The following is a 21,294-nucleotide window of genomic DNA, read 5'->3' as shown; positions in this document are numbered from 1 at the left end:
AAGACATGCGAAGAAGTCCAGGCGATCCCGGGAAACAACGAACGATGTGATTAGCGTGAGGCTTCAAAGAGCCCGAGTTGAAGTTCTTCGGCCCTGGTAAAAGAAATGGGATAGCGCTCAGTAAAACAGGCGTCGCAATACCGTCCTGAAACTCCAGGGGCGGCATTCACCATGCCGTCTAAACTCAGATAGGCAAGACTGTCGGCAGTGATATACTTGCGGATCTCATCCTTGGTGTGACTAGAAGCGATTAACTCCTTCTTGGTCGGAGTATCAATACCATAAAAGCAGGGAGACACAATCGGCGGTGAGCTAATACGCATATGCACTTCTTTGGCGCCGGCATGGCGTAGCATTTTGACGATCTTTCGACTCGTCGTCCCACGAACCAAGGAGTCATCCACGACGACGACGCGCTTTCCCTGAAGAACTTCTGGAACCGCGTTGAGCTTTACTTTCACCCCAAAATGGCGGATCGACTGCTCCGGCTCAATGAAGGTGCGCCCGACGTAGTGATTGCGGATAAGCCCAGTTTCAAAGGGGAGTCCCGATCCTTCAGCATACCCCAACGCGGCCGGCACTCCGGAGTCCGGAACCGGAATCACGATGTCTGCCGACACTCCAGATTCATGTGCAAGTTGTCGCCCAAAAGCTTTCCGAATGGAATACACAGCCCCGCCGCCGAAAATACGGCTATCAGGGCGAGCGAAGTACACGTACTCGAAGACACACATGGCTGGCTTGGCCTGAGAAAACGGCTTGTAACTCGTCACTCCCCGGTGATCTAGCACGACTAATTCGCCAGGTTCAATCTCCCGTACATATTCGGCATCCAACAAATCAAACGCGCAACTTTCCGAGGCCACGATCCAGGAATCGCGAAACCGTCCTAAACAGAGTGGACGAAACCCGTGCGGATCTCGAGCCGCGACAATCCCCTGATCGGTCATGATCACGACGGAGAATGCGCCACGGACCTGTGTGAGGGAATCGATCACCCGCTCGAGCAGAGTGTCCGCTCGCGAATGGGCAATCAGATGAATGATGACCTCCGTATCCGAGGTCGATTGGAAGATCGCGCCATAGGCTTCCAGTTCACTGCGAAGCATGGTGGCATTAATCAGATTGCCGTTATGGGCCACCGCTAGATTGCCAAATGCGAAGTTTACGCTCAGTGGCTGTACATTCTTCAAACCTGCGCCACCAGCGGTGGAATAGCGGTTGTGGCCGATGGCCATCGTGCCCGGCAGACGCGACAACGCTTGTTGCGAGAAGATATCAGCGACAAGCCCTTGGCCTTTTTCGATGTGAAACTGCTCGCCATCATTCGACACGATGCCGGACGCTTCCTGCCCTCGATGCTGCAAGGCATAGAGACCCAGATAAGCGAGGTTCGCCGCTTCCTTATGACCATAGATGCCGAAGACGGCACATTCGTCGTGAAACTTATCGGGAGAGATGATCGGTAACTTTTTGGCCATGACGTTTGTGTCCTAGTCCTGACCCAACGCGCGAGGAATAGCCGACACCCAACGATCATGCAGGACATTCAGATCAAGATCGACGGTGCAGCCTTCTGTACGTTGATCACCTTCCAGCCGGATCACGAACCGACTTCCTCCGACTGTGCCGATCTTGGCGGCAGGCACACCGGCATCCCAGATCTGATCCAACACAGCTTCCGCCTGTTCCGGTTTCACAGACAGCACAATGCGCGATTGGCTTTCTCCGAAGAGCAGGGCATCGCGGCGCAGGCCATCGAGCGGTAATTGTACCATAGCCCCCACATGCCCATTTGGACCAGAGATACAACACTCCGCCAAGGCGACCGCGAGTCCCCCGTCTGAGCAATCATGAGCCGATTGGACTAATCCTGCCCGGATCAGGCGAATCGTACAGGTCTGAACCGCCTGTTCATCTTTCAGGTTCAGTAACGGCGGCGACCCTTGTTCGCGATGGTGCAGCACTTTGAGATACTCCGTTCCTCCTAGATCTTCGCGGGTCTTCCCCAGCAGGAGAATCACGTCACCGGCGCGTTGAAACGATTGCGTCACGGTGCGCTCAGCCTCTTCGATCAAGCCCACCATACCAATCATCGGGGTGGGGTAAATCGACAGATCGTTGGTCTCATTGTACAAACTCACATTTCCGCTCACGATGGGTACGTGCAACGCCTCACAGGCATCCTTCAGGCCTTCGACAGCCAGGACGAACTGCCACATCACCTCCGGCCGCTGAGGGTTGCCGAAATTCAGACAATCGGTGACACCGATCGGCTCCGCCCCAGCACAAGCCAGATTGCGCGCGCACTCCGCGATGGCGATCTTGGCGCCTTCGTACGGATTGAGCAGGCAGTACCGCCCGTTGCAGTCGACCGACAGGGCCAAAGCCTTGTTGGTGCCTTTTACCCGCAGCACCGCCGCATCCGATCCTGGACGGACCATCGTGTTGGTGCGCACCATGTGATCATACTGCTCATAGACCCAGCGTTTACTGGCAATGGTCGGCGATTCCAACAACGCGAGCAAGGCCGCATTGGCATCCTTCACGTCGGGCAGCGCATCATGATTTAATGCCTGCAACATCTCCTGATAGGCAGGGGGAGCACTGGGCCGGTCATACCGCGGAGCATCGTCGGCCAGAGCCTTGGCCGGAACCTCCGCCACCACTTCCCCATTCTCCTTGAGCACTACCTTGCCCGTATCCGTCACCCGACCGATCACCGCGACGTCCAGGTCCCATTTACGACAGACGCTGATGACCTCTTCCTCCCGCCCGGCTTTGGCCACCATCAACATGCGCTCTTGCGACTCCGACAGCATAATTTCGTAAGGAGTCATGCCCGGCTCACGACGCGGCACGTTCGCCAACTCTAATTCGACGCCGGTCCCTTCTCGGGAAGCCATCTCACAGGCCGAACTCGTCAAACCTGCAGCGCCCATGTCCTGAATCCCGACCAGGCAATCACCGGCCATTAACTCCAGGCAGGCCTCCAACAGCAGCTTCTCCGTGAATGGATCACCCACCTGCACGGTCGGGCGCTTTTGGGCAGCCTGTTCATCAAAGGAGTCCGATGCCATGGTCGCGCCGTGAATACCGTCCCTTCCGGTCTTTGAGCCGAAATAAATCACCGGATTGCCGACACCGGCCGCCTTGCCCAGAAAAATCTTGTCTTTCTTCGCAATGCCCAGGCAGAACACATTCACCAACGGATTCAATGCATAGATGTCGTTAAAGACAATCTCGCCACCCACCGTCGGCACGCCCATGCAATTCCCGTAGCCCGCGATTCCCGCCACCACACCTTTAAGGAGATGACGCGTGTGCGGACTGTCCAATCCCCCGAATCGCAGGGAGTTCAACAATGCGATCGGCCGAGCCCCCATCGTAAAAATATCGCGCAGAATACCCCCGACTCCGGTCGCTGCTCCCTGATAGGGCTCGATGAAAGACGGATGGTTGTGCGACTCCATCTTGAACACCGCACACAGGCCGTCGCCGATATCGACGGCGCCTGCATTTTCTCCCGGGCCCTGCACCACACGCGGCCCGGTTGTGGGCAACTTCTTCAAGTGGATGCGGGAACTCTTATACGAACAATGCTCGCTCCACATCGCGGAGAACATGCCCAGCTCAGTCCAGTTCGGCTCACGCCCCAGAATGTCGAGGATTTTCTTATATTCCTCCTCACTCAACTTGTGCTGTTCAAGGATAGCCGGGGTCACGACAAAGGCTTTCATACGTTATACATTCTCAATGGTAGCTAATGAGCGATGAGTCCTGGACACTACGTGCATCCACAGACTCATCACGCGCCGACCAACCTGGTCTGTACCTCGGATGTGCCGAACGCGCTCAAGATCGACAGGAAAATCAATCGTCCGTCCTCGTTGCCCAAAACCGATTCCGCACTCCGCTCTGGATGGGGCATCATGCCCAGCACGTTCCCATCGGCATTCATGATGCCGGCAATATTGTCCAAAGAACCGTTGGGGTTGGCTGCGGGCGTTACTTTTCCCTCAGCGGTGCAGTATCGAAAAATCACCTGCGCATTGGCCTTGATGCCGCCGAGCGTGACCGGATCCGTGTAATAATTGCCGTCGGCGTGGGCGATTGGAATCTTCAACACCTGACCGGATTCACAGCGATGCGTGAACCGGGTCGCTGCATTTTCCACCTTCACGTATACATCCTTGCAGATGAAATTCAGCGACGTGTTTCGCAGCATCACCCCGGGCAATAGGCCGGCCTCCAGAAGAATCTGGAAGCCGTTGCAGATACCGATAACCAGCCCCCCCCTGTTGGCAAATTCCTTGACCGCTCCCATCACCGGAGAAAACCGCGCAATGGCGCCGGTTCGCAAATAGTCACCGTACGAGAATCCACCCGGCAGCACGACGGCATCAAGCCCGGACAACTGCGCGTCCTTATGCCAGATCATCTCCACAGATTGACCCAGCACATCTTTAAACACATACGCGCAATCGTGATCACAATTGCTGCCGGGAAACACCACTACGCCGATTTTCATAATTCTCAAGAGCTTATGATTTATGACCGCTGGCGTATCACACACGACCGGAAAGAGGTCTTGGTGTCCGCCATCGGCAATACGCGATAAGCTATCTGCTCCTATGTGAGTTCGTACCGATATTCCTCAACCACCGTATTCGCCAGCAACTGCTCACACATCCGCTTCACTTGCGCATCGGCCTTGGCGCGGTCCGTCTCGTTCAGATCCACTTCCATGTACTTGCCGACCCGCACATTGGCGGCATTGTTGAACCCGAGCGAGTCCAGCGCATGTTCGATGGCCTTCCCCTGCGGATCCAGGATGCCCTGCTTCAACGTCACATGAATTTTGGCTTTCATGATGTCTTTCCTGCCTGCTGCAGTGTCTTCATACTGTTCTTCACGTACCGGCGAATCCAAAAAATCACCCCCACGGTTCCAAGCCCCGCCAGCGACAATAAAATGAACGCCCATCGCCAGGGCGACTCTTCGAGATGGTAGGCCATCATCGCGACCGTGGCAGCCCACACCAGGATGGCCAACACCAGGCCGTAGTTCAGAAATAGTTGCAGAAACCGGTTCATCTTTCCCCACCCCACCTCTGAAATTCCAGCCAGGTTGCCGGGGGGAGAGTGAGGCGGGCGGCTCCTGCGCGCATCTAACGAGGGCCTTCCGAGGCCGCGCGTTGCGCGAGCAGAGCCGTCTGCCTCACCCTCTCCTAACCGCAGACCCTTTTCAACACCTCCTGATACGCCTCTTCGATCTTGCCCAAGTCCTTCCGAAATCGGTCCTTATCCATCGATTCTTTCGTGGTCTGATCCCAGAACCGGCAGGTGTCGGGAGACACTTCATCGGCCAAAATCAGGCGATTGTGAAACACACCGAACTCCAGCTTAAAATCGACCAAGAGCATTCGACGCTCTTTGAAAAACGGCAGCAACACCCCGTTGATCTTGTGGCCCAATTCACGCATCTCACGCAGTACCGCAGGAGTGGCCACATTCAGCAGGCGCAGGTGATCATCATTCACCAGGGGATCACCCAAGGCATCATCCTTGTAGTAAAACTCAATGATCGCCGGCTCGATCGTTGCGCCTTCCTTCAGCCCTAACCGCTTGGCCAAACTGCCCGCCACCACGTTCCTGACCACGACCTCCACGGGCACAATCGTCACTTTTTTCGTGAGCATCTCGCGATCGCTCACCCGTTCGATGAAATGCGTCGCAATTCCATGCTGCTCCAGGAGACGGAACACCCGCTCCGAGACTTTGTTGTTGACCACCCCTTTCTCAACGATGGTCCCGCGTTTCTGAGCGTTAAAGGCCGTCGCATCATCCTTGAAATACTGCAACACCTGATCCGGCCGCTCGGTCGTAAAAATCTTCTTGGCCTTGCCTTCGTAAATCATGGTCCCTGTCGGTTCGCCAGCCATCTCCGCTCCTCCACTACCGCGCGAACAGTTCTAAAACGTCATCCAGCGGCCTGATTGTGCCCAGCAACGTGGGGTAACCGAAACGCCGATCATGCCGGTATTCCTTCACCTGCTCAAGCGCGCGGATCAAGCCCTGAAAATCTTCCAGTTTGTCCGTCTCGAAATAGGTGATGAAGTCAAAGTCGTCGAGACCGCTCGAATGATACAGTTTCCGTTTGACCGAGGCACTGTACGGCAGCGCGGCTTCCGTGTGCTCCTGCATGAGCGCCCCACGACTCGCGTGATCGAGCCCCCACCACTCGGCATCTTTTCTGATCGGGATGACGATGGCGTAAGACTTGGCGCCGGCATCACCCGGCACTTGCAGGGCCTGCTTGATGTCCTCAGGGAAACCAGGCACGTAGACCCCCGGCCTGGTCAACCCATGGAAATAGCTGGTCGGAACCAGGTGACGTCCGAATCGGGTTCCCAGCAAGGACGTGAGAAATTGCTGCGTATCCGATAATGCATGGGCGTGGACTCTGAACATAAAGTCGGCATGGTCCGAGAGCCCACGGAGCAGATAGGATTCGATCACGACATTACGCGAAAACTGTTCGATCAGCCCTTTCACCTCTGCCACGGCAATGACGCGTGCCTCCCCGGGGAGGTCCCACCAATCATGATCCATTTGAAAAGCGGCAAACGTGCCGTACACACCAGGCTGTGTCAGCAATGCCTCGCGATCAGCCGCTCGAACGGGCCAAGCCGTCGCCACGAGCAGGAAGGCCACACACAGTGCCGTTCGCACCACCGCCGTGAGGCTCATGCTCGCCTCTTGCGCCGCTTCGCAGGAATTGCACGGGCCCCGAAGACTCGGCGGAACACCTGATCCAGGTGCCGCAAATAGTACATCGGGTCGAAACAGGCCATGATCTCGGTCGGCTTCAGATGAGTCGTGATGAACGGATCGCGCCGGACCAATTCCTGAAATCCGCCCCCGCCCTTCCACGCAGTCATGGCATTGCGTTGCACGGCTTCATACGACTCCTTGCGCTGAGCCCCCTTATCGATCAACGCGAGCAGGAGCCGCTGCGAGTAGACCAGCCCCCCGGTCAAATCCAGATTCCGCTGCATCCGCTCGGGATACACCACCAGATTCCTGACCAGGTCCGTGACGCGGGCCAACATGTAATCAATCAGAATAGTGCTGTCAGGCATGATCACTCGCTCGACTGAGGAGTGGCTGATATCCCGTTCATGCCACAGTGCGACATTTTCCATCGCCGCCAGGCTGTTGCTGCGTACGAGACGCGCTAAACCGCACAAGTTCTCCGAGGCAATCGGGTTGCGCTTGTGCGGCATCGCCGAGGAGCCCTTCTGCCCTTCGGAGAAATACTCCTCCGCTTCCAGCACCTCCGTCCGTTGGAGGTGACGGATCTCCGTCGCGATCTTCTCGATGGTGGCGGCCAGCAGCGCCAGCGCAGAGGCATAGGCCGCATGGCGGTCACGTTGCACGATCTGGTTCGACACCGGATCGGACGCGAGCCCCATCTTCGCACAGACATACTCTTCGATTTCAGGACCTTGATGCGCAAACGTCCCCATCGCACCGGATAGTTTGCCGACGGCAATGTCCTTTCGCGCCGCTTGGAGCCGCGTTCGGTGCCGACAGGCTTCTTCATACCAAATTGCCAACTTAAACCCGAAGGACACCGGCTCGCCGTGGATGCCGTGCGAACGGCCGACCATCACCGTATGACGATGCTCCAGCGCGCGCTTTTTCAAAACGGCGATCAACTCGTCGAGGTCTTCGAGAATGAGGTCCAATGCCTCGGTCATCTGCACCGCCAGGGATGTGTCCACGATATCGGACGACGTGAGCCCCATGTGGAGAAAGCGATGATCCGGCCCGACGGAGGCCATCAGTGATTCGAGAAAGGCGATGACATCGTGTTTCGTCACCTTTTCGATTTCGGCGATACGCGCCACATCGATCTTCGCTTTTTTGCGGATCTTTGCGCTCGTGCCATGCGGAATCTGTCCGGCGCGTTCAAAGGCCGCGCAGGCCTGCAGCTCAACTTCCAACCAAATCTCATACTTGTGCGTGAGATCCCAGATCGCGCTCATGCGAGGCCGGGTATATCGCTCAATCATCGCCACCTCGTGAAACGAACACCGTGAATCGCAAACAGGTGCAAGGTTTCTTCTTCCATCGCCTTTTTATTGTCTGACTTGTACGGTCCAACTACCTAATCGCTCCCGACGACCGGTAATTCCGGAAACGCGCGCTTGCGTTCCAATCGGGCGTCCGCGCCCAACACCTTGTCGAGAATGCCGTTCACAAACTTGGAGGCTTCCTCATCGCCGAAACTTTTCGCCAGCTCGATCGCTTCGTTCAGCGTCACCTTGGCCGGCACTTCCGGTACGTAGAGCAACTCGAAACATCCCAGACGCAGAATGTTCCGGTCGATGATCGGCATGCGGCCCACTTTCCAATTGGTCGCATAGGACCCGATCAGCGCATCCAGCTCCTTCGCATGGGTGCGGACGCCGGCGACCAGCCGTTCCGCGAACGCCCTCAGCTCCTCCGTGAGCGGATACTGGACCCAGAAATCATCCAGCCACGGACCGGCCTGGCCATGAATATCGTACTGAAAGAGAATTTGTACGGCCCGTTCCCGGGCCTGATGTCGAGAGGCCATAGTGCCACGCCGTTCAGCGCTTCGACCTCGCTGCTGGACGCCCGGCCGGTCGCGCGGGAGCCGCGGAGGGCGGAGCATCCTCGGTCATGTCCTTTTTGAGCAACCGCATCACATTGACCATTTCGATCGCCGTTTTGGCGGCATCGGCCCCACGGTTCAGCTTGTCCGGATCCGCCCGCTCAATCGCCTGCGCCACCGTATCGGTTGTGAGCACGCCAAAGATGACCGGTATATTTGATTCCATCGAAGCCTGGAGAATGCCTCTGCTGACTTCGGAACTGATGTATTCGAAGTGGGGAGTGTCGCCGCGAATCACGGCGCCGAGACAAATTACTGCATCGAACCGACCGGATTTGGCCAATTGTCGCGCCACCAGGGGAATTTCAAACGCGCCCGGTACCCGGACGACTTCGATCGCGTCGTCCGCCACCCCGGCCTTGCTTAAGGCCTTCACACATTCGGTCAATAATCGGCTGGTGACGAACTTGTTGAACCTGCTCGCCACGAGGCCGAAGGTCAGACCCGTCGCGTCTTGGGAGCCTTTGCGAAGCTTCATGGAATGCAATACCGAGTCAGACGTTTCCTGGAATCTGCGTGTGCCGAAGAAAAAGAGGAATCATACCTGGAAACGCCCACAAATGGCTACACGTTTCAGGGCGCGACGCTCTCACCTTTCCGACGAGAGCGACCCGGACCGAGACGCAGCGGCAGGCTAAACCTTTTTCAACAAGTGGCCGAGTTTGGCTTTTTTCGTGCGGAGATATTTTTCATTGTCGGCGCGAGGAGGAATCTCGATCGGCACCCGCTCCACAACCTTGAGCCCATACCCTTCAATGCCCACGATCTTGCGCGGATTATTCGTAATCAGACGGATGCGATGCAACCCAAGTTGCACGAGGATCTGGGCGCCGACACCGTAGTCACGCAAATCGGCTTTGAAACCGAGCTGGAGATTCGCTTCCACCGTATCGCTGCCCGAATCCTGTAAGCCGTACGCGCGGATTTTATTCAACAAGCCGATCCCGCGCCCCTCCTGGTTGAGATAGAGCAAAACCCCGCGGCCGTCTTTTTGGATGATCTCCATCGCGCGATGCAGCTGCTCACGACAGTCACAACGCAACGACCCCAACACATCCGCAGTCAAGCAGCCGGAATGGACCCTCACCAGCATGGGAGTCTCCGGATCCACCTTGCCCTTCACGAGCGCGATATGGGTGGCGCCGTCGATATCATTTTCAAACGCAATCGCTTCAAAATCACCGAAGGTCGTGGGCAGAAAGGCGCTGGCCGCCCGCCGCACGAAGGTTTCACGATGCATCCGGTATTCGATCAAGGCCTTGATCGTGACCATCTTCAACTTGTGACGCTTGGCAAACTTGGCCAATTCCGGCACGCGGGCCATCGTGCCGTCCTCATTCATAATTTCGCAAATGACGCCCGCGGGGTAGAGCCCCGCCAGCCGGGCGAGATCCACCGATCCTTCCGTCTGCCCCGCCCGCCGCAGCACACCGCCTACCTGGGCTTTGAGGGGGAAGATATGGCCCGGACGTGCCAGGTCTGCCGGTGAGCTGCGAGGGTCGATCGCCACATGAATCGTCGTGGCACGGTCGGCAGCCGAAATGCCGGTCGTAATCCCCTTGCGGGCGTCGATCGAGACCGTAAAGGCCGTCCCGAACGTGGCCGTATTTTCCACCGCCTGCGGCGCCAGCTGCAGTTCTTCGACCCGTTCCGGCGTGAGCGCCAGGCAAATCAAGCCTCGCGCATGTTTGGCCATGAAGTTGACGGCCTGCGGCGTGACCTTCCCGGCCGCCATCACGAGATCACCTTCGTTTTCCCGATCCTCATCGTCGACGAGGATGATGAACTTCCCCTTCTTAATGTCCTTGATTGCGTCTTCGATCGAATTGAATGGTGTCGCCATATTCCCCCGAATGTCCACGGACCGGCCTGCGATGGGTGGCCCAGCTAACCCTTTTCAAACCGCCCCTGTCAACGGGAAAAACCGCCGGCGTTGGGCGACGACACGACGCCCGGAGGGCCCCACCGGAGCACAGGACTGACCGTCATCGCGGCGATCACGCTGGCCACGGCCAAGCCCGCAAACCCGAACACAAACGTCCCCGTTCCTTCCCGCAGGAGCCCGAATCCAATCGGTACCAGAAACCCACCGATCCCGCCGGCCGCCCCGACCAGTCCGGACGCGAGACCGATCTCATTGGGAAACCACTCCGACACAATCTGAAAAATCACGCCGTTCCCGAACCCCATTACTGCAATCGTCAGGACCAATAGCCCCAAGGCCCAGGGCAGGGCGGGCAGAGACCCGGTGAGAGCCGTGATCAACGCCAACACCACAAAGACGCCCGCCAGAACCGGGACCCCGCCCCATCGATCCGCGACCGCCCCTCCAACGGGACGGATCAAGCTCCCCACGAACCCGCACAACGCGGCCATGGCACCGGCAACAATGGGGTCACTGCCATAATGTTCATGCAACAGGACGGGGAGAAAACTGGTGAGCCCGACGAATCCGCCGAAGGTGATCCCATAGACCAGGCACAGCCACGAAACCGATCGGACGTGCATCATGCCCCAGGCGGCGTGCCACCAGGCCCCTCCTGCGGAGGAACCGGCCCGCTCGGCTTCCCGGACCACAAACGCAAACAGACCAAAGACCATCGTCACCGGCAGCGCCAACATTCCGCAGGCTCCGTGCCATCCCCATGCCGACTCCCACTGAGGGGCCAACAACAGGACCAGCACCGTCCCGATATTACCGGATGCCACCAACCCCAAAACGAGGCCTTGATGGGCCGGTGGATAGGCTCGACCGGCGACCGGCATGGCCACCGCGAAGCTGGCCCCGCCGGCGCCGAGCAGCAGCGCGATGCCGAGCAGTTCCTCATAACTCGTGCCGCCGAGCGCGGCCCAGAGAATCGCGATCAGCTCAAGCCCAAGCACCAACAGCCCGGTCCGTTTGGCGCCAAACCAATCGCATGACCACCCGGCGACAATACGCAGAATCGCCCCGCTCAGCAGCGGCAAGGCAACCAGCATGCCTTGTTGAGCCGGGGTGAGATGTAACGCATCTCCTATGGATACAGCCAACGCGCCGAACAGCAACCACACCATGAAACTCACGGTCAGATGCAACCAGGCGCCGGCCAACGTCGGCCAATGCCCGCTCCGAAGGGCTTCCGCGAAGGAACTCAGACTCATGGCGACGAATTCTCCGGCACCGCCGGCCTCAACCGGAACAGATCGACGCACGCGCAATGCTCACGCACTATACGAGGCACGCTTTCTGAGACGCAAGGGAGACGGGAGCCCTCAGCACGCCGCCTTGTTGCCTGACGCCCGACATCTGGTATAGTCAGCCCCTGGACCCACGAAATTACGCACCATGGCACAACCGAAACACAGAAAAGAGTCCGACCTCCAGGCAGAACTGGACGAAGACTCACTCGAACCAGAAGTCTTGGAACCCACGGACGAGGAAGTCACGGAAGAACATGAAGCGGCCGATCGGCAGCCGTCGAAGGAGCCGGAGTCCGCCCCGTTGAGCACGTCCCTCGTTCCCGTCACAACCCTGCAGCAATACCTGACGGAAATCCGCCGCTATCCCTATCTCAGCAAGGAAGAAGAGTTACGTCTCTTCGAGGAATACCAGCTCCGCGGGAGCCGCGATGCGGCGATGAAGCTCATTCTGGCCAATCTGCGGGTATCCGTCTCCATCGCCTCCGAATATCTGCATACAGGCGCCGACCATATGGACCTGATCCAGGAAGGCAACGTCGGACTCCTGCAAGCGATTAAAAAGTTCGACCCGACGAAGAACGTGCGCTTTTACGCCTACGCGGCCTGGTGGTCCAGGGCCTACATTCTTCGCTACCTGCTGAACACCTATCGTCTCATCAAAGTCGGCACCACGCAGGATCAGCGCAAACTGTTCTACAACCTGAAAAAGGAAAAGGCCAAACTCGAACGAGAAGGATTTGCGCCGGACAGCAAACTGTTGGCTGACCGCCTGAATGTGCGTGAACGCGATGTCATCGAAATGGACCAGCGGCTGGGCAGTTGGGAGTTATCCCTCGATCAACCCATCGGCCAGGAACATGACGGCACGCTGATGGATATCCTGCCGGCCCATGAGCAACCGGCGGACGAACGCTTGGCCGATACCCAACTCAAGGCCCTCTTCCGGCGCAAACTAGCGGAATTCACCAAGACGCTCGACGAGCGCGAGGAAGACATTCTCCGCAATCGCATTCTGTCCGAGACCCCGCTCACGCTGGAAGACATGGGCGCCAAATATGGCATCACGAAGGAACGAACCAGGCAACTGGAGGCCCGCATCATCAAACGACTGCGTGATTTCATCAAGAAGGACGTGAAAGACTTTGACCGCCTTCGGATGTAGGGCGAGGCGCCACGACAAGATCGGCCCCACCGGCCTCCTGCTCGCAACCATGCTCGTCTTCCTCAGTGTCCTCCCCGCCCATGCCGCCTCCCCGATCACGCTGGAAAATGCCCGGCCAGGACAGTCCGACTGGGTCCTGACCGATCCCGCAGACCATGAAGTCGAGGGCTACGCCTCCGCCACCAGCATCAATCGTGGCGAGCCACTGCGCTTCTACATTCACAGCACCGACCCCACGGTGACGATCGCCATCTACCGCATGGGCTGGTATGGAGGGAGCGGCGCGAGGTTGATGCGTGGCGGGATTACGATTCCGGGGGTCCGGCAACCCATGCCCACCGCCGATCCGGTCACCGGGCTCATCGAATGCGACTGGCAGGTATCCTATACACTCAGCACCACCACAGACGACGATCAGGAGTGGCGCAGCGGGATCTACCTCGCCAAGCTGACCGGGTCCAGCAGCGGAAAACAAAGTTACATCATCTTTGTCGTCAGGGAAGACGACCGCCCCGCCGAACTCCTGTTTCAATCCAGCGTCACCACCTTTCAGGCCTACAACAACTGGGGCGGCAAATCGACCTATCCATCGAACAGCCAGGACGAGCGATGGGCCCGCAAGGTCTCCTTCAATCGTCCGTATGGCCGGAGCCAACATCCGCGCGGCGGGAGCGGCACCGGTGCCGGAGAATTTCTCACCGCCATGTCGATCCACCCCACCCGCACGCTCTCGACCGCCGGCTGGGAATACAACATGGTGCGTTGGTTGGAACGTCAGGGGTATGACGTGACCTATAGCACCGATATCGACACGCACAGCAGGGTGGATTTCTGGAAGGGCCGCCGGGCCTGGCTGTCGGTCGGCCACGATGAATACTGGTCACAGGAGATGCGACACCATGTGGAGGCCGCTCGCGGCCAAGGGCTCGGGCTCGGGTTTTTTTCTGCCAATACCTGCTATTGGCAGATCAGGCTGGAACCCAGCCCGGTGACGGGTGAGCCGAACCGGACCATGGTCAGTTATAAGGAAGTGGCCCTGCAGGAGGACCCCCTGGCCCTGGACGGCGATCCGTCGAACGACCACCTGATCACGGTACAGTGGCGTGAGCCGCCCGTGAATCACCCCGAGCATCAACTGCTCGGCGTCATGTACGAAACCGTGCCCGTCGATGGAGACATCCTGGTCACCCAGCCGTCGCATCCCCTGTTTGAAGGCGTCGACCTGCCGCCGGACCGCCGACTCCCCGGCCTGCTGGGCTATGAGATTGACCGGGCGTTTCCCGACGGACCTGCCGGCCTGACCATCCTGGCGCATTCTCCTTACCCAAGGGATAGGCAGGTGGTCTATGGCGATATGACTCTCTACCAAGCCCCGAGCGGCGCTTCCGTATTTGCCGCGGGAACCATGCAATGGAGCTGGGGCCTCGACGACTACAATGCCCCTTCGCTACGAAGCCCCCGGTCCAATGAGGCCGCGCGTCAGATTACCGCCAATGTGCTGAAACTCTTGGGGGCGAGCGCCATTCCGGCACGACCATAGGCAGCTCACCCGCTCCTCCCTTTCAATCTTCCACAGTCCCTCCAGGAGTCCGCTACGGAAACTTCGCCAACCCGCAAGACATCACGCTTCGACCGGCTCAGAAGAATCAACGACTTATGTCACACTTTCCCATTGCTTCTGCGAGAAGAATAATTTTATAGTCCATCCCTTGACTTGCCTCTTCCTGGCGCTATCTATGTGTCGAGTTTTCTGCAGGTAGCCCTTGCAGTAACACGTCAGAGCTGAATTTCCAGCTTTCACACAACTGTACATCAGGGCCGAGACGCTCACTAATCTAAGAGGAGGATTGGGTATGGCTACGGAATCGAAAGAGAAGAAGTCGACGGCTGCGAAGAACTTCCAGCCCCTGGGTGATCGTCTGTTCGTCACCTACACCGAGGAAATGGAACGCACCGCCGGCGGGATCTATGTTCCTGACTCCGCGAAGGAAAAGCCGCAACGGGGTATCGTGCAGGCAATCGGCAAGAAGGTCGAGAACATCAAGGTCGGCGACCAGGTCTTGTTCGACAAGTATTCCGGCAGCAAGCTGCGGATCGAAGACGAAGAGTGCCTGATCCTCAAGGAAGAGGACATCCTGGGCATCTTCACCCACTAATTCCTACTCACCCGACTAACACGATCATCTGACGACTAACGGAGGACGACTATGGCAAAGCAATTGTTGTATAGCGAAGCGGCGCGGGCAGCCATCCTGAGAGGGGTGAACCAGCTCGCCGATGCCGTGAAGGCGACGCTCGGCCCCAAGGGCCGGAATGCGATTTTGGACAAGAAGTTCGGCGCCCCGACGATCACCAAGGACGGCGTGACCGTGGCGAAGGAAGTCGAGTTGAAGAATCCGTACGAGAACATGGGCGCCCAGCTGGTTCGCGAAGTCGCCAGCAAGACCAGCGACACGGCCGGTGACGGAACCACCACCGCCACAGTGTTGGCCCAGGCGATCTATCGGGAAGGCGTCAAGAACATCACCGCCGGTGCCAACCCGATGGAAATCCAGCGCGGCATCAACAAGGCCGTGGAAGTCGTGATCGGCGAGCTGAAGAAGCTCAGCAAGCCCTGCCAGAACAAGACCGAGATCTCCCAGGTCGGCACCATCTCCGCCAACAACGACAAGACCATCGGCGACCTCATCGCAGAAGCGATGGAAAAGGTCGGCAAGGATGGCGTCATCACGGTGGAAGAAGCCAAGTCGATGACCACCTCGTTGGACGTCGTTGAGGGTATGCAGTTCGATCGCGGCTACATCTCTCCCTACTTCGTGACCAACGCCGAGCGGATGGAAGCGGTCATGGACGAGCCGCTCATCCTCATCAACGAAAAGAAAGTCAGCAGCATGAAGGACCTGCTCCCGGTCCTCGAGCAGGTGGCCAAGCTGGGCAAGCCGCTCATCATCATTGCTGAAGAAGTCGAAGGCGAAGCGCTTGCGACCCTCGTGGTCAACAAGCTCCGCGGGACCCTCAATGTGTCGGCCGTGAAAGCCCCTGGTTTCGGCGATCGCCGCAAGGCCATGCTGGAGGACATCGCGATCCTCACCGGCGGCCAGGTCATCTCTGAGGACCTCGGCTTGAAGCTGGAAAACGTCAAGCTCACGGACCTCGGCCGCGCCAAGCGCGTCACGATCGACAAGGACAACACCACGATCGTCGAAGGTCATGGTGATCCGAAGAAGATCGAAGGCCGCGTGAAGCAGATCAAGGCCCAGATCGAAGAAACCACCTCGGATTACGATCGCGAGAAGTTGCAGGAGCGGTTGGCGAAGATCGTCGGCGGTGTGGCCGTCATCAACGTCGGCGCCGCGACCGAGACCGAAATGAAGGAAAAGAAGGCGCGCGTGGAAGACGCGTTGCACGCCACCAAGGCGGCCGTCGAGGAAGGCATCGTTCCCGGCGGAGGCACGGCCTATCTGCGCTGCCTCAAGGGCTTGGATTCCCTGAAGGACCTGCCTTTGGAGCAGAAAGTCGGCGTGGATATCGTGCGCCGCTCGCTCGAGGAGCCGGTTCGTCAGATTGCTGCCAACGCGGGAGCCGAAGGTTCCGTGGTGGTCGGCCGCGTCCGTGAGGACAAGAACCCGAACGGCGGCTACAACGCCGCTACCGACGAATACGTGGACATGATCAAGACCGGCATCATCGATCCGACCAAGGTGTCGCGCTGCGCCTTGCAGAACGCCGCCAGCGTCGCGGGCTTGATGCTGACGACCGAAGTCATGATCACGGAGTTGCCGGAAGAGAAGAAAGAGCCTGCCGGTGGCCATGCTGGTCACAACCACGGCATGGAAGGGATGTACTAAGGTTTCCGTTTCTTCTTCGCTGTCGAAGACCGGTCCGGCGGTGGCCCCGCCGGACCGGTCTCTTTTTCGAGCCGAGACGTGCTGCGACGGGAGTGGCCTTCCGCCGCAGCCACCACCGCAGCCAACAAATCCGACGTTTCGGGGTGGTAGAAGAATAATCGGAAGGTGTGGTGCACCACTGCCGTGTGCCGCTGCCGATCTGCCAGAAATTGCTCCAGCGCCGCCTGACGCGACTCCGCCTGATACCCCATTCGAATCGCACAACGCTGCAACTCCTCGCTACTATCGGGAAGTGCGTGTGTCTGCAAGTCATGCATCATCTGCAATTTGTGTTCGACATCCCGTAGAAACCAATAGGCCTCAGTCAGCCGCTGCTCGTCACCCTCGTTGACGAATCGGTGCCGGCAAAAGCGGCGCAGCGCCCCCACGGTTTTACGGTCGAGAATCCCTGGGACCGACCGGCCGACCAACACCTGAATCGTCTGGACCAGAAATTCAATCTCCCGAATGCCCCCGGTCCCCAACTTCACGTTCCGGTGCTGATGTCCACGCATGGCGATCTTTTCATCGATCATCTCCTTCACGGCTCGGACCTCACGAATGACGGCAAGCGCACGTTCTCGTGTCAGAGGACGGGGATCAGGCTGAAAGACGAAACCTTCCGCCATCTGGACAAAGGCCTGCCCGACCGCAGGGGAACCGGCGACCGGCCACGCCTTCAGCAGTGCCAGCCGCTCCCACACCTGCCCGCGCTGCGCGTAGTACTTCGCATAGGCCTCTACCGACCGCGCCAGTTGTCCCACAGTGCCTTCCGCGCGGAGCCGCAGATCCACCCGAAACACGGCACCCTCTCTCGTCTGCTCGGCCAACGCCTTCGTCAAGGAACGAGCCAGCATCTCAAAGTATTCTTCGTTCGAGACGGCCTCGACCCTCGCCTGACGGCTGCCCTTCGCCTTTCGCGTCTCTCCTTCAGCGGAGCCGTAGACATAGATGAGATCCACATCGGAACTGTAATTCAGTTCATGGGCGCCGAGCTTGCCCATGCCGATCACAACAAACTCCGTCTCCACCCAGGTGCCGTCCGCGAGCTGATGCATGGGCGTGCCGTGCAGCGCCTTGAGGGCCTTATCGACGATTTCATAGGCGGCATGAATGAGGACGGAGGCGAGGTCCGACAAGGACGCGGTCGTTTCCTCCACCGTGGCCAGGCGCAGCAAATCGCGCACGCCGACCCGTAACATTTCGCGACGTCGGACGCGCCGCAAGACATCCAACTTCAATTCCATGGCTTTGAGCGAACCGAGACTCTGGCGAAGCGCCGCCACCATGCCTGCTCTGGTCGGGGCCGTCGTCAACACGTCCTCCTCCGCCAACCAGTAGATCAGCATGGGATCTCGAATGAGCGCGAAAGCGAGCGAATCGCTGTTCCCGAAAATCGTGCACAGCAGGCCCAACATTCTGGGGGAGGATTGAAGGTATTGGATTAACGACGAGCGATTGACACTCCCCGCGAGCAAACGCTCCCAATGATTCAGGGCCTGGTCGGGATCGGCCGTTCGGGCAATTTCCGCCAGCAGCAAAGGGAGAATTGCGGCCAGCAGTCGACGGGTGTGCGGCTCCCCCGCCATACTCTGGATATTCGCGTCCGCTTCGGCCGCATGTCTCACACCATAGGGACCAAGAATCCTCACCACCTGCTCAGGTTCAAGTCCGGATGCGACCAGGAGAGGGGTCGGGTCTGGATACACAGGGGGCGCAGCGGAACCTGGACGCGGATCAGGTCCGTCCTGCTGAGGGGGGCGTCGTATCATGGCGCCGCATTATACTGGCGCAATTCTTCCGGTACAACGAGACCACCTTCGGGTATACTCCACAGCATCATGCTGCAGGCGACCACCGATCGCGAATCGATGCTGGCCACCCTCACACCGCTCTGCCACGGTGTGGAACCCGATATCCTGCACGACTTCGTCTCACGGATGGACCAGGACTATTTGGCGGTCTTTCCCCCTGCCATAATCGCCACACATGTCGCGCTCGCCGCCCACCTCACACCGGATCATCCCTGTGAAGTCCGATTTACCAAGCTCGACCGCGGACGCTGGACGATTACGATCGTCGCCTACGACTACTTTTCCGAATTCGCCACGATCTGCGGACTCCTGTCCGCCTTCGGCCTGAACATCGAAGAAGGACGCATCTTCACCTCCGCAGAAAGCGACCCACCCCGCCCGACACGCGCAAGCACGTCCTACGGCGAACGCCCCAGACCACAGAGTCGCCCTGGCCTCACCAGAAAGAAGATCGTCGACGTCTTCACGGTGAGTCCGACAGAGAAACAACCGTTTACCGCCGCAGAACAGAAACGGCTCACGGAGCAGCTCTCACGTATGATCCTGCTGCTGGACGACAATCAGTTCGACGAGGCACGGCAACAGGTCAACCGCCAACTCGTCGAGCACCTCGGCAAACGCCGCAGTTCCTTCAGTGGCCTGCTGCACACTGTCCAGATCACGTTCGACAACAGTCAGTCCGCGACCGATACCATCATGGACATCCGGTCGGACGACACACCGGCGTTTTTGTATGCCTTTGCCAACGCGCTGGCGATGCGCAACGTCTATATCAGCAAGGCGCAGTTTGCGATCGAAGACGGCAAACTGCATGACCGTTTTTACGTCCGCAATCGTTTCGGGCAGAAGCTGCTCGATCCGGTCGATCAGGAACAACTCCGCCTCACCGCCGTGCTCATCAAACAGTTCACCCATGCTTTGACCTGGGCGCCGGATCCAGCAAAGGCCCTGGAGTCCTTTGATCAGTTCCTCGATCTGATACTCGAAGGGTCGCGGCAGGCTGGAAAAAAACAGGCCTGGGACTTCATCAACGACAAGAAGACCTTTCCGCTACTGGCGAGGCTGCTCGGGGCGAGCGATTTTCTGTGGGAAGATTTTCTCAGACGGCAACATGTCAACCTACTGCCGCTGTTGAAGGACTACCGCGACGCCCCGCTGATTAAGCCACAAACCTCCCTGCGCAAGGAGCTGAACCGCATCATCGCGAAGGCAAAAACCGACGAGGCGAGGAAGGAAGCGCTCAACCGCTTCAAGGACCAGGAACTGTTCCGCATCGACATGAAACACATCGTCGAACCGGAAACCAGCCTCCCCGACTTCTCGCTCGCGATCTCGGAACTGGCCGAGGTGATTGTCGAACGCAGCCTCATCGATTGTCAGGCCAAGCTCATCAAGCTCTACGGCTCCCCTCGGCTCATCAATAAGAAGCCCTGCCCCTTCGCGGTACTCGGCGCGGGAAAATTCGGCGGGAGAGAAATGGGCTACGCCTCCGACATCGAGGTGCTCTTCGTCTACGGCGGCCCCGGGCGGACAAGCGGGAAGCAAGGCATCGAGAACAGCGAATACTTCGAGCGCCTCGCACAGGAATTTCTGCAGTGGATCGAGGCCAAGCAGGAAGGCATTTTCCACATCGACGTCCGGCTACGGCCGCATGGCGGCAAGGGCTCGCTCGCCAATGCGTTCGACGAAGTCTGCAAGTATTACAGTGCCGACGGGCAGGCTGCACCATTCGAGCGGCAGGCGCTCATTAAGCTGCGCCATATCGCGGGCGACGCCGCACTCGGCAAGAAAGTCGAAGCCCATCGCGACAGCTTCGTCTACAGCGGCGCACCCTGGGATCTGACGGTGGCGCTCGATCTACGGCGGCAGCAGGTGAAGCAACTTGTTGAGCCTGGGCAGATCAACCTCAAACACAGCCATGGCGGCATCGTCACGCTGGAGTACGCCATTCAGTACCTCCAAGTAATGCATGGCCACCGCTATCCCAGCCTGCGCACACCGAACACGCTCCGCGCACTCGCAGCCCTGATTGACGCAGGCCTCATTCCCCGCGCCACCGGCGAGAACCTGCGCAAATCCTACCTCTTCATCCGCATGCTCATCGACGGCCTGCGCATGGTGCGCGGCAACACCAAAGACCTCGTCCTCCCTCCAGCGGACTCCGACGAATTCATCTTCCTCGCCCGCCGCGTCGGCTACCAGACCGAAGACTGGCAGACCGGGGCGAGACATCTCCAGACAGATATCGAAGAGCATATGAAGCAAAACAGACAGTTCTTCGAGAAGATGTTTGGGAAGGTGTGAGGGGGAATAGAGTTTGGCTCTTTCCATTGCCCCCGCACCCGCACATGAATGCATGATAGTCTTGCACTAAGGTCAGTACTCGTTGGACATGCACAGACTATTTGGGAGTATATCGAGATCTATCAGTTTCGAAGCAACATGGCCTTTGATTTTCTAGACAGAACACAGCTGGAAGCGTTTGATGCCCAGTGCATTCAGTACGGAAAGTATCACCATCTACTAGGGAAGGTCTGATTTATTC

At 58.5% G+C, this 21,294-nt stretch carries 17 protein-coding genes and 1 pseudogene; 5 read left to right on the top strand and 13 right to left on the bottom strand.

What is annotated here, in order from left to right; genetic code table 11:
* Positions 1-50: 50 nt before the first annotated feature.
* The 12 genes and pseudogenes from purF to KJA79_RS09690 form a co-directional block, all read right to left on the bottom strand.
* On the bottom strand, positions 51-1,481 hold the full coding sequence (purF, locus tag KJA79_RS09745; protein WP_213041856.1) for an amidophosphoribosyltransferase: 1,431 nt from the start codon (positions 1,479-1,481) through the stop codon (positions 51-53).
* A 12-nt stretch (positions 1,482-1,493) separates the two neighbouring features.
* Positions 1,494-3,740, bottom strand: a complete 2,247-nt coding sequence (gene purL, locus KJA79_RS09740; protein ID WP_213041855.1) for a phosphoribosylformylglycinamidine synthase subunit PurL — start codon at positions 3,738-3,740, stop codon at positions 1,494-1,496.
* A 68-nt stretch (positions 3,741-3,808) separates the two neighbouring features.
* Positions 3,809-4,531 carry a phosphoribosylformylglycinamidine synthase subunit PurQ gene (gene purQ / locus KJA79_RS09735; protein ID WP_213041854.1) on the bottom strand — a complete coding sequence of 241 codons (723 nt, stop codon included), beginning with the start codon at positions 4,529-4,531 and terminating at the stop codon, positions 3,809-3,811.
* Positions 4,532-4,632: 101 nt separating this feature from the next.
* Complete coding sequence (gene purS / locus KJA79_RS09730; protein ID WP_213041853.1) at positions 4,633-4,872, bottom strand: phosphoribosylformylglycinamidine synthase subunit PurS; 240 nt, start codon at positions 4,870-4,872, stop codon at positions 4,633-4,635.
* Positions 4,869-5,096, bottom strand: coding sequence for a hypothetical protein (locus KJA79_RS09725; RefSeq protein WP_213041852.1), 228 nt, complete (start codon positions 5,094-5,096; stop codon positions 4,869-4,871). The genes purS and KJA79_RS09725 overlap by 4 nt, the downstream gene beginning before the upstream one ends.
* A gap of 134 nt (positions 5,097-5,230) precedes the next feature.
* Positions 5,231-5,944 (bottom strand): phosphoribosylaminoimidazolesuccinocarboxamide synthase, encoded by a 714-nt coding sequence (gene purC / locus KJA79_RS09720; RefSeq protein WP_213041851.1) that lies wholly within the window; start codon positions 5,942-5,944, stop codon positions 5,231-5,233.
* Positions 5,945-5,957: 13 nt separating this feature from the next.
* Positions 5,958-6,752 carry a chlorite dismutase family protein gene (locus KJA79_RS09715; RefSeq protein WP_213041850.1) on the bottom strand — a complete coding sequence of 265 codons (795 nt, stop codon included), beginning with the start codon at positions 6,750-6,752 and terminating at the stop codon, positions 5,958-5,960.
* Positions 6,749-8,080, bottom strand: coding sequence for an adenylosuccinate lyase (gene purB / locus KJA79_RS09710; protein WP_213041849.1), 1,332 nt, complete (start codon positions 8,078-8,080; stop codon positions 6,749-6,751). The genes KJA79_RS09715 and purB overlap by 4 nt, the downstream gene beginning before the upstream one ends.
* Positions 8,081-8,175: 95 nt before the next feature.
* Positions 8,176-8,628 (bottom strand): transcription antitermination factor NusB, encoded by a 453-nt coding sequence (gene nusB / locus KJA79_RS09705; protein WP_213041848.1) that lies wholly within the window; start codon positions 8,626-8,628, stop codon positions 8,176-8,178.
* Between the two features lie 97 nt (positions 8,629-8,725).
* Positions 8,726-9,184: pseudogene (gene ribH, locus KJA79_RS09700) on the bottom strand (6,7-dimethyl-8-ribityllumazine synthase); the annotation flags it as partial.
* A 156-nt stretch (positions 9,185-9,340) separates the two neighbouring features.
* The gene (locus tag KJA79_RS09695; protein WP_213041846.1) at positions 9,341-10,549 is read right to left on the bottom strand and encodes a bifunctional 3,4-dihydroxy-2-butanone-4-phosphate synthase/GTP cyclohydrolase II; all 1,209 of its coding nucleotides are present in this window, start codon (positions 10,547-10,549) and stop codon (positions 9,341-9,343) included.
* A gap of 68 nt (positions 10,550-10,617) precedes the next feature.
* The gene (locus KJA79_RS09690; RefSeq protein WP_213041845.1) at positions 10,618-11,898 is read right to left on the bottom strand and encodes an MFS transporter; all 1,281 of its coding nucleotides are present in this window, start codon (positions 11,896-11,898) and stop codon (positions 10,618-10,620) included.
* A gap of 133 nt (positions 11,899-12,031) precedes the next feature.
* Here KJA79_RS09690 and KJA79_RS09685 point away from each other — a divergent pair, with 133 nt between their 5' ends.
* From KJA79_RS09685 to groL, 4 genes are all read left to right on the top strand, one after another.
* Positions 12,032-13,048 carry a sigma-70 family RNA polymerase sigma factor gene (locus KJA79_RS09685; RefSeq protein WP_213041844.1) on the top strand — a complete coding sequence of 339 codons (1,017 nt, stop codon included), beginning with the start codon at positions 12,032-12,034 and terminating at the stop codon, positions 13,046-13,048.
* 49 nt (positions 13,049-13,097) lie between these two features.
* Positions 13,098-14,588, top strand: coding sequence for a N,N-dimethylformamidase beta subunit family domain-containing protein (locus tag KJA79_RS09680; protein WP_246507539.1), 1,491 nt, complete (start codon positions 13,098-13,100; stop codon positions 14,586-14,588).
* A gap of 313 nt (positions 14,589-14,901) precedes the next feature.
* Positions 14,902-15,204: a co-chaperone GroES gene (locus tag KJA79_RS09675; RefSeq protein WP_213041842.1), complete on the top strand. Its 303-nt coding sequence runs from the start codon at positions 14,902-14,904 to the stop codon at positions 15,202-15,204.
* A 51-nt stretch (positions 15,205-15,255) separates the two neighbouring features.
* The gene (gene groL / locus KJA79_RS09670; protein ID WP_213041841.1) at positions 15,256-16,896 is read left to right on the top strand and encodes a chaperonin GroEL; all 1,641 of its coding nucleotides are present in this window, start codon (positions 15,256-15,258) and stop codon (positions 16,894-16,896) included.
* On the opposite strand, the gene KJA79_RS09665 is transcribed toward groL, so the two are convergent.
* Complete coding sequence (locus tag KJA79_RS09665; RefSeq protein ID WP_213041840.1) at positions 16,893-18,707, bottom strand: [protein-PII] uridylyltransferase family protein; 1,815 nt, start codon at positions 18,705-18,707, stop codon at positions 16,893-16,895. The genes groL and KJA79_RS09665 overlap by 4 nt on opposite strands.
* 69 nt (positions 18,708-18,776) lie before the next feature.
* Between KJA79_RS09665 and KJA79_RS09660 the strand changes: the two genes are divergently transcribed.
* Entirely contained in the window at positions 18,777-21,053 is a 2,277-nt protein-coding gene (locus KJA79_RS09660; protein ID WP_213041839.1) for a [protein-PII] uridylyltransferase family protein, read from the top strand.
* Positions 21,054-21,294 lie beyond the last annotated feature (241 nt).

Origin of the sequence: Nitrospira defluvii (genome assembly GCF_905220995.1) — a bacterium.
GTDB lineage: Bacteria > Nitrospirota > Nitrospiria > Nitrospirales > Nitrospiraceae > Nitrospira_A > Nitrospira_A defluvii_C.
This window is presented reverse-complemented; position numbering and strand designations above follow the sequence as displayed.

What these genes read in the sequence shown, in the direction of transcription:
- KJA79_RS09660 (WP_213041839.1), top strand. Translation starts at nt 18,777, where the DNA reads ATGCTGCAGGCGACCACCGATCGCGAATCGATGCTGGCCACCCTCACA.
- KJA79_RS09695 (WP_213041846.1), bottom strand. Translation starts at nt 10,549, where the DNA reads ATGGCGACACCATTCAATTCGATCGAAGACGCAATCAAGGACATTAAG.
- KJA79_RS09725 (WP_213041852.1), bottom strand. Translation starts at nt 5,096, where the DNA reads ATGAACCGGTTTCTGCAACTATTTCTGAACTACGGCCTGGTGTTGGCC.
- KJA79_RS09665 (WP_213041840.1), bottom strand. Translation starts at nt 18,707, where the DNA reads ATGATACGACGCCCCCCTCAGCAGGACGGACCTGATCCGCGTCCAGGT.
- purB (WP_213041849.1), bottom strand. Translation starts at nt 8,080, where the DNA reads ATGATTGAGCGATATACCCGGCCTCGCATGAGCGCGATCTGGGATCTC.
- purS (WP_213041853.1), bottom strand. Translation starts at nt 4,872, where the DNA reads ATGAAAGCCAAAATTCATGTGACGTTGAAGCAGGGCATCCTGGATCCG.
- purL (WP_213041855.1), bottom strand. Translation starts at nt 3,740, where the DNA reads ATGAAAGCCTTTGTCGTGACCCCGGCTATCCTTGAACAGCACAAGTTG.
- groL (WP_213041841.1), top strand. Translation starts at nt 15,256, where the DNA reads ATGGCAAAGCAATTGTTGTATAGCGAAGCGGCGCGGGCAGCCATCCTG.
- purC (WP_213041851.1), bottom strand. Translation starts at nt 5,944, where the DNA reads ATGGCTGGCGAACCGACAGGGACCATGATTTACGAAGGCAAGGCCAAG.
- purQ (WP_213041854.1), bottom strand. Translation starts at nt 4,531, where the DNA reads ATGAAAATCGGCGTAGTGGTGTTTCCCGGCAGCAATTGTGATCACGAT.
- KJA79_RS09675 (WP_213041842.1), top strand. Translation starts at nt 14,902, where the DNA reads ATGGCTACGGAATCGAAAGAGAAGAAGTCGACGGCTGCGAAGAACTTC.
- KJA79_RS09715 (WP_213041850.1), bottom strand. Translation starts at nt 6,752, where the DNA reads ATGAGCCTCACGGCGGTGGTGCGAACGGCACTGTGTGTGGCCTTCCTG.
- purF (WP_213041856.1), bottom strand. Translation starts at nt 1,481, where the DNA reads ATGGCCAAAAAGTTACCGATCATCTCTCCCGATAAGTTTCACGACGAA.
- nusB (WP_213041848.1), bottom strand. Translation starts at nt 8,628, where the DNA reads ATGGCCTCTCGACATCAGGCCCGGGAACGGGCCGTACAAATTCTCTTT.
- KJA79_RS09685 (WP_213041844.1), top strand. Translation starts at nt 12,032, where the DNA reads ATGGCACAACCGAAACACAGAAAAGAGTCCGACCTCCAGGCAGAACTG.
- KJA79_RS09680 (WP_246507539.1), top strand. Translation starts at nt 13,098, where the DNA reads ATGCTCGTCTTCCTCAGTGTCCTCCCCGCCCATGCCGCCTCCCCGATC.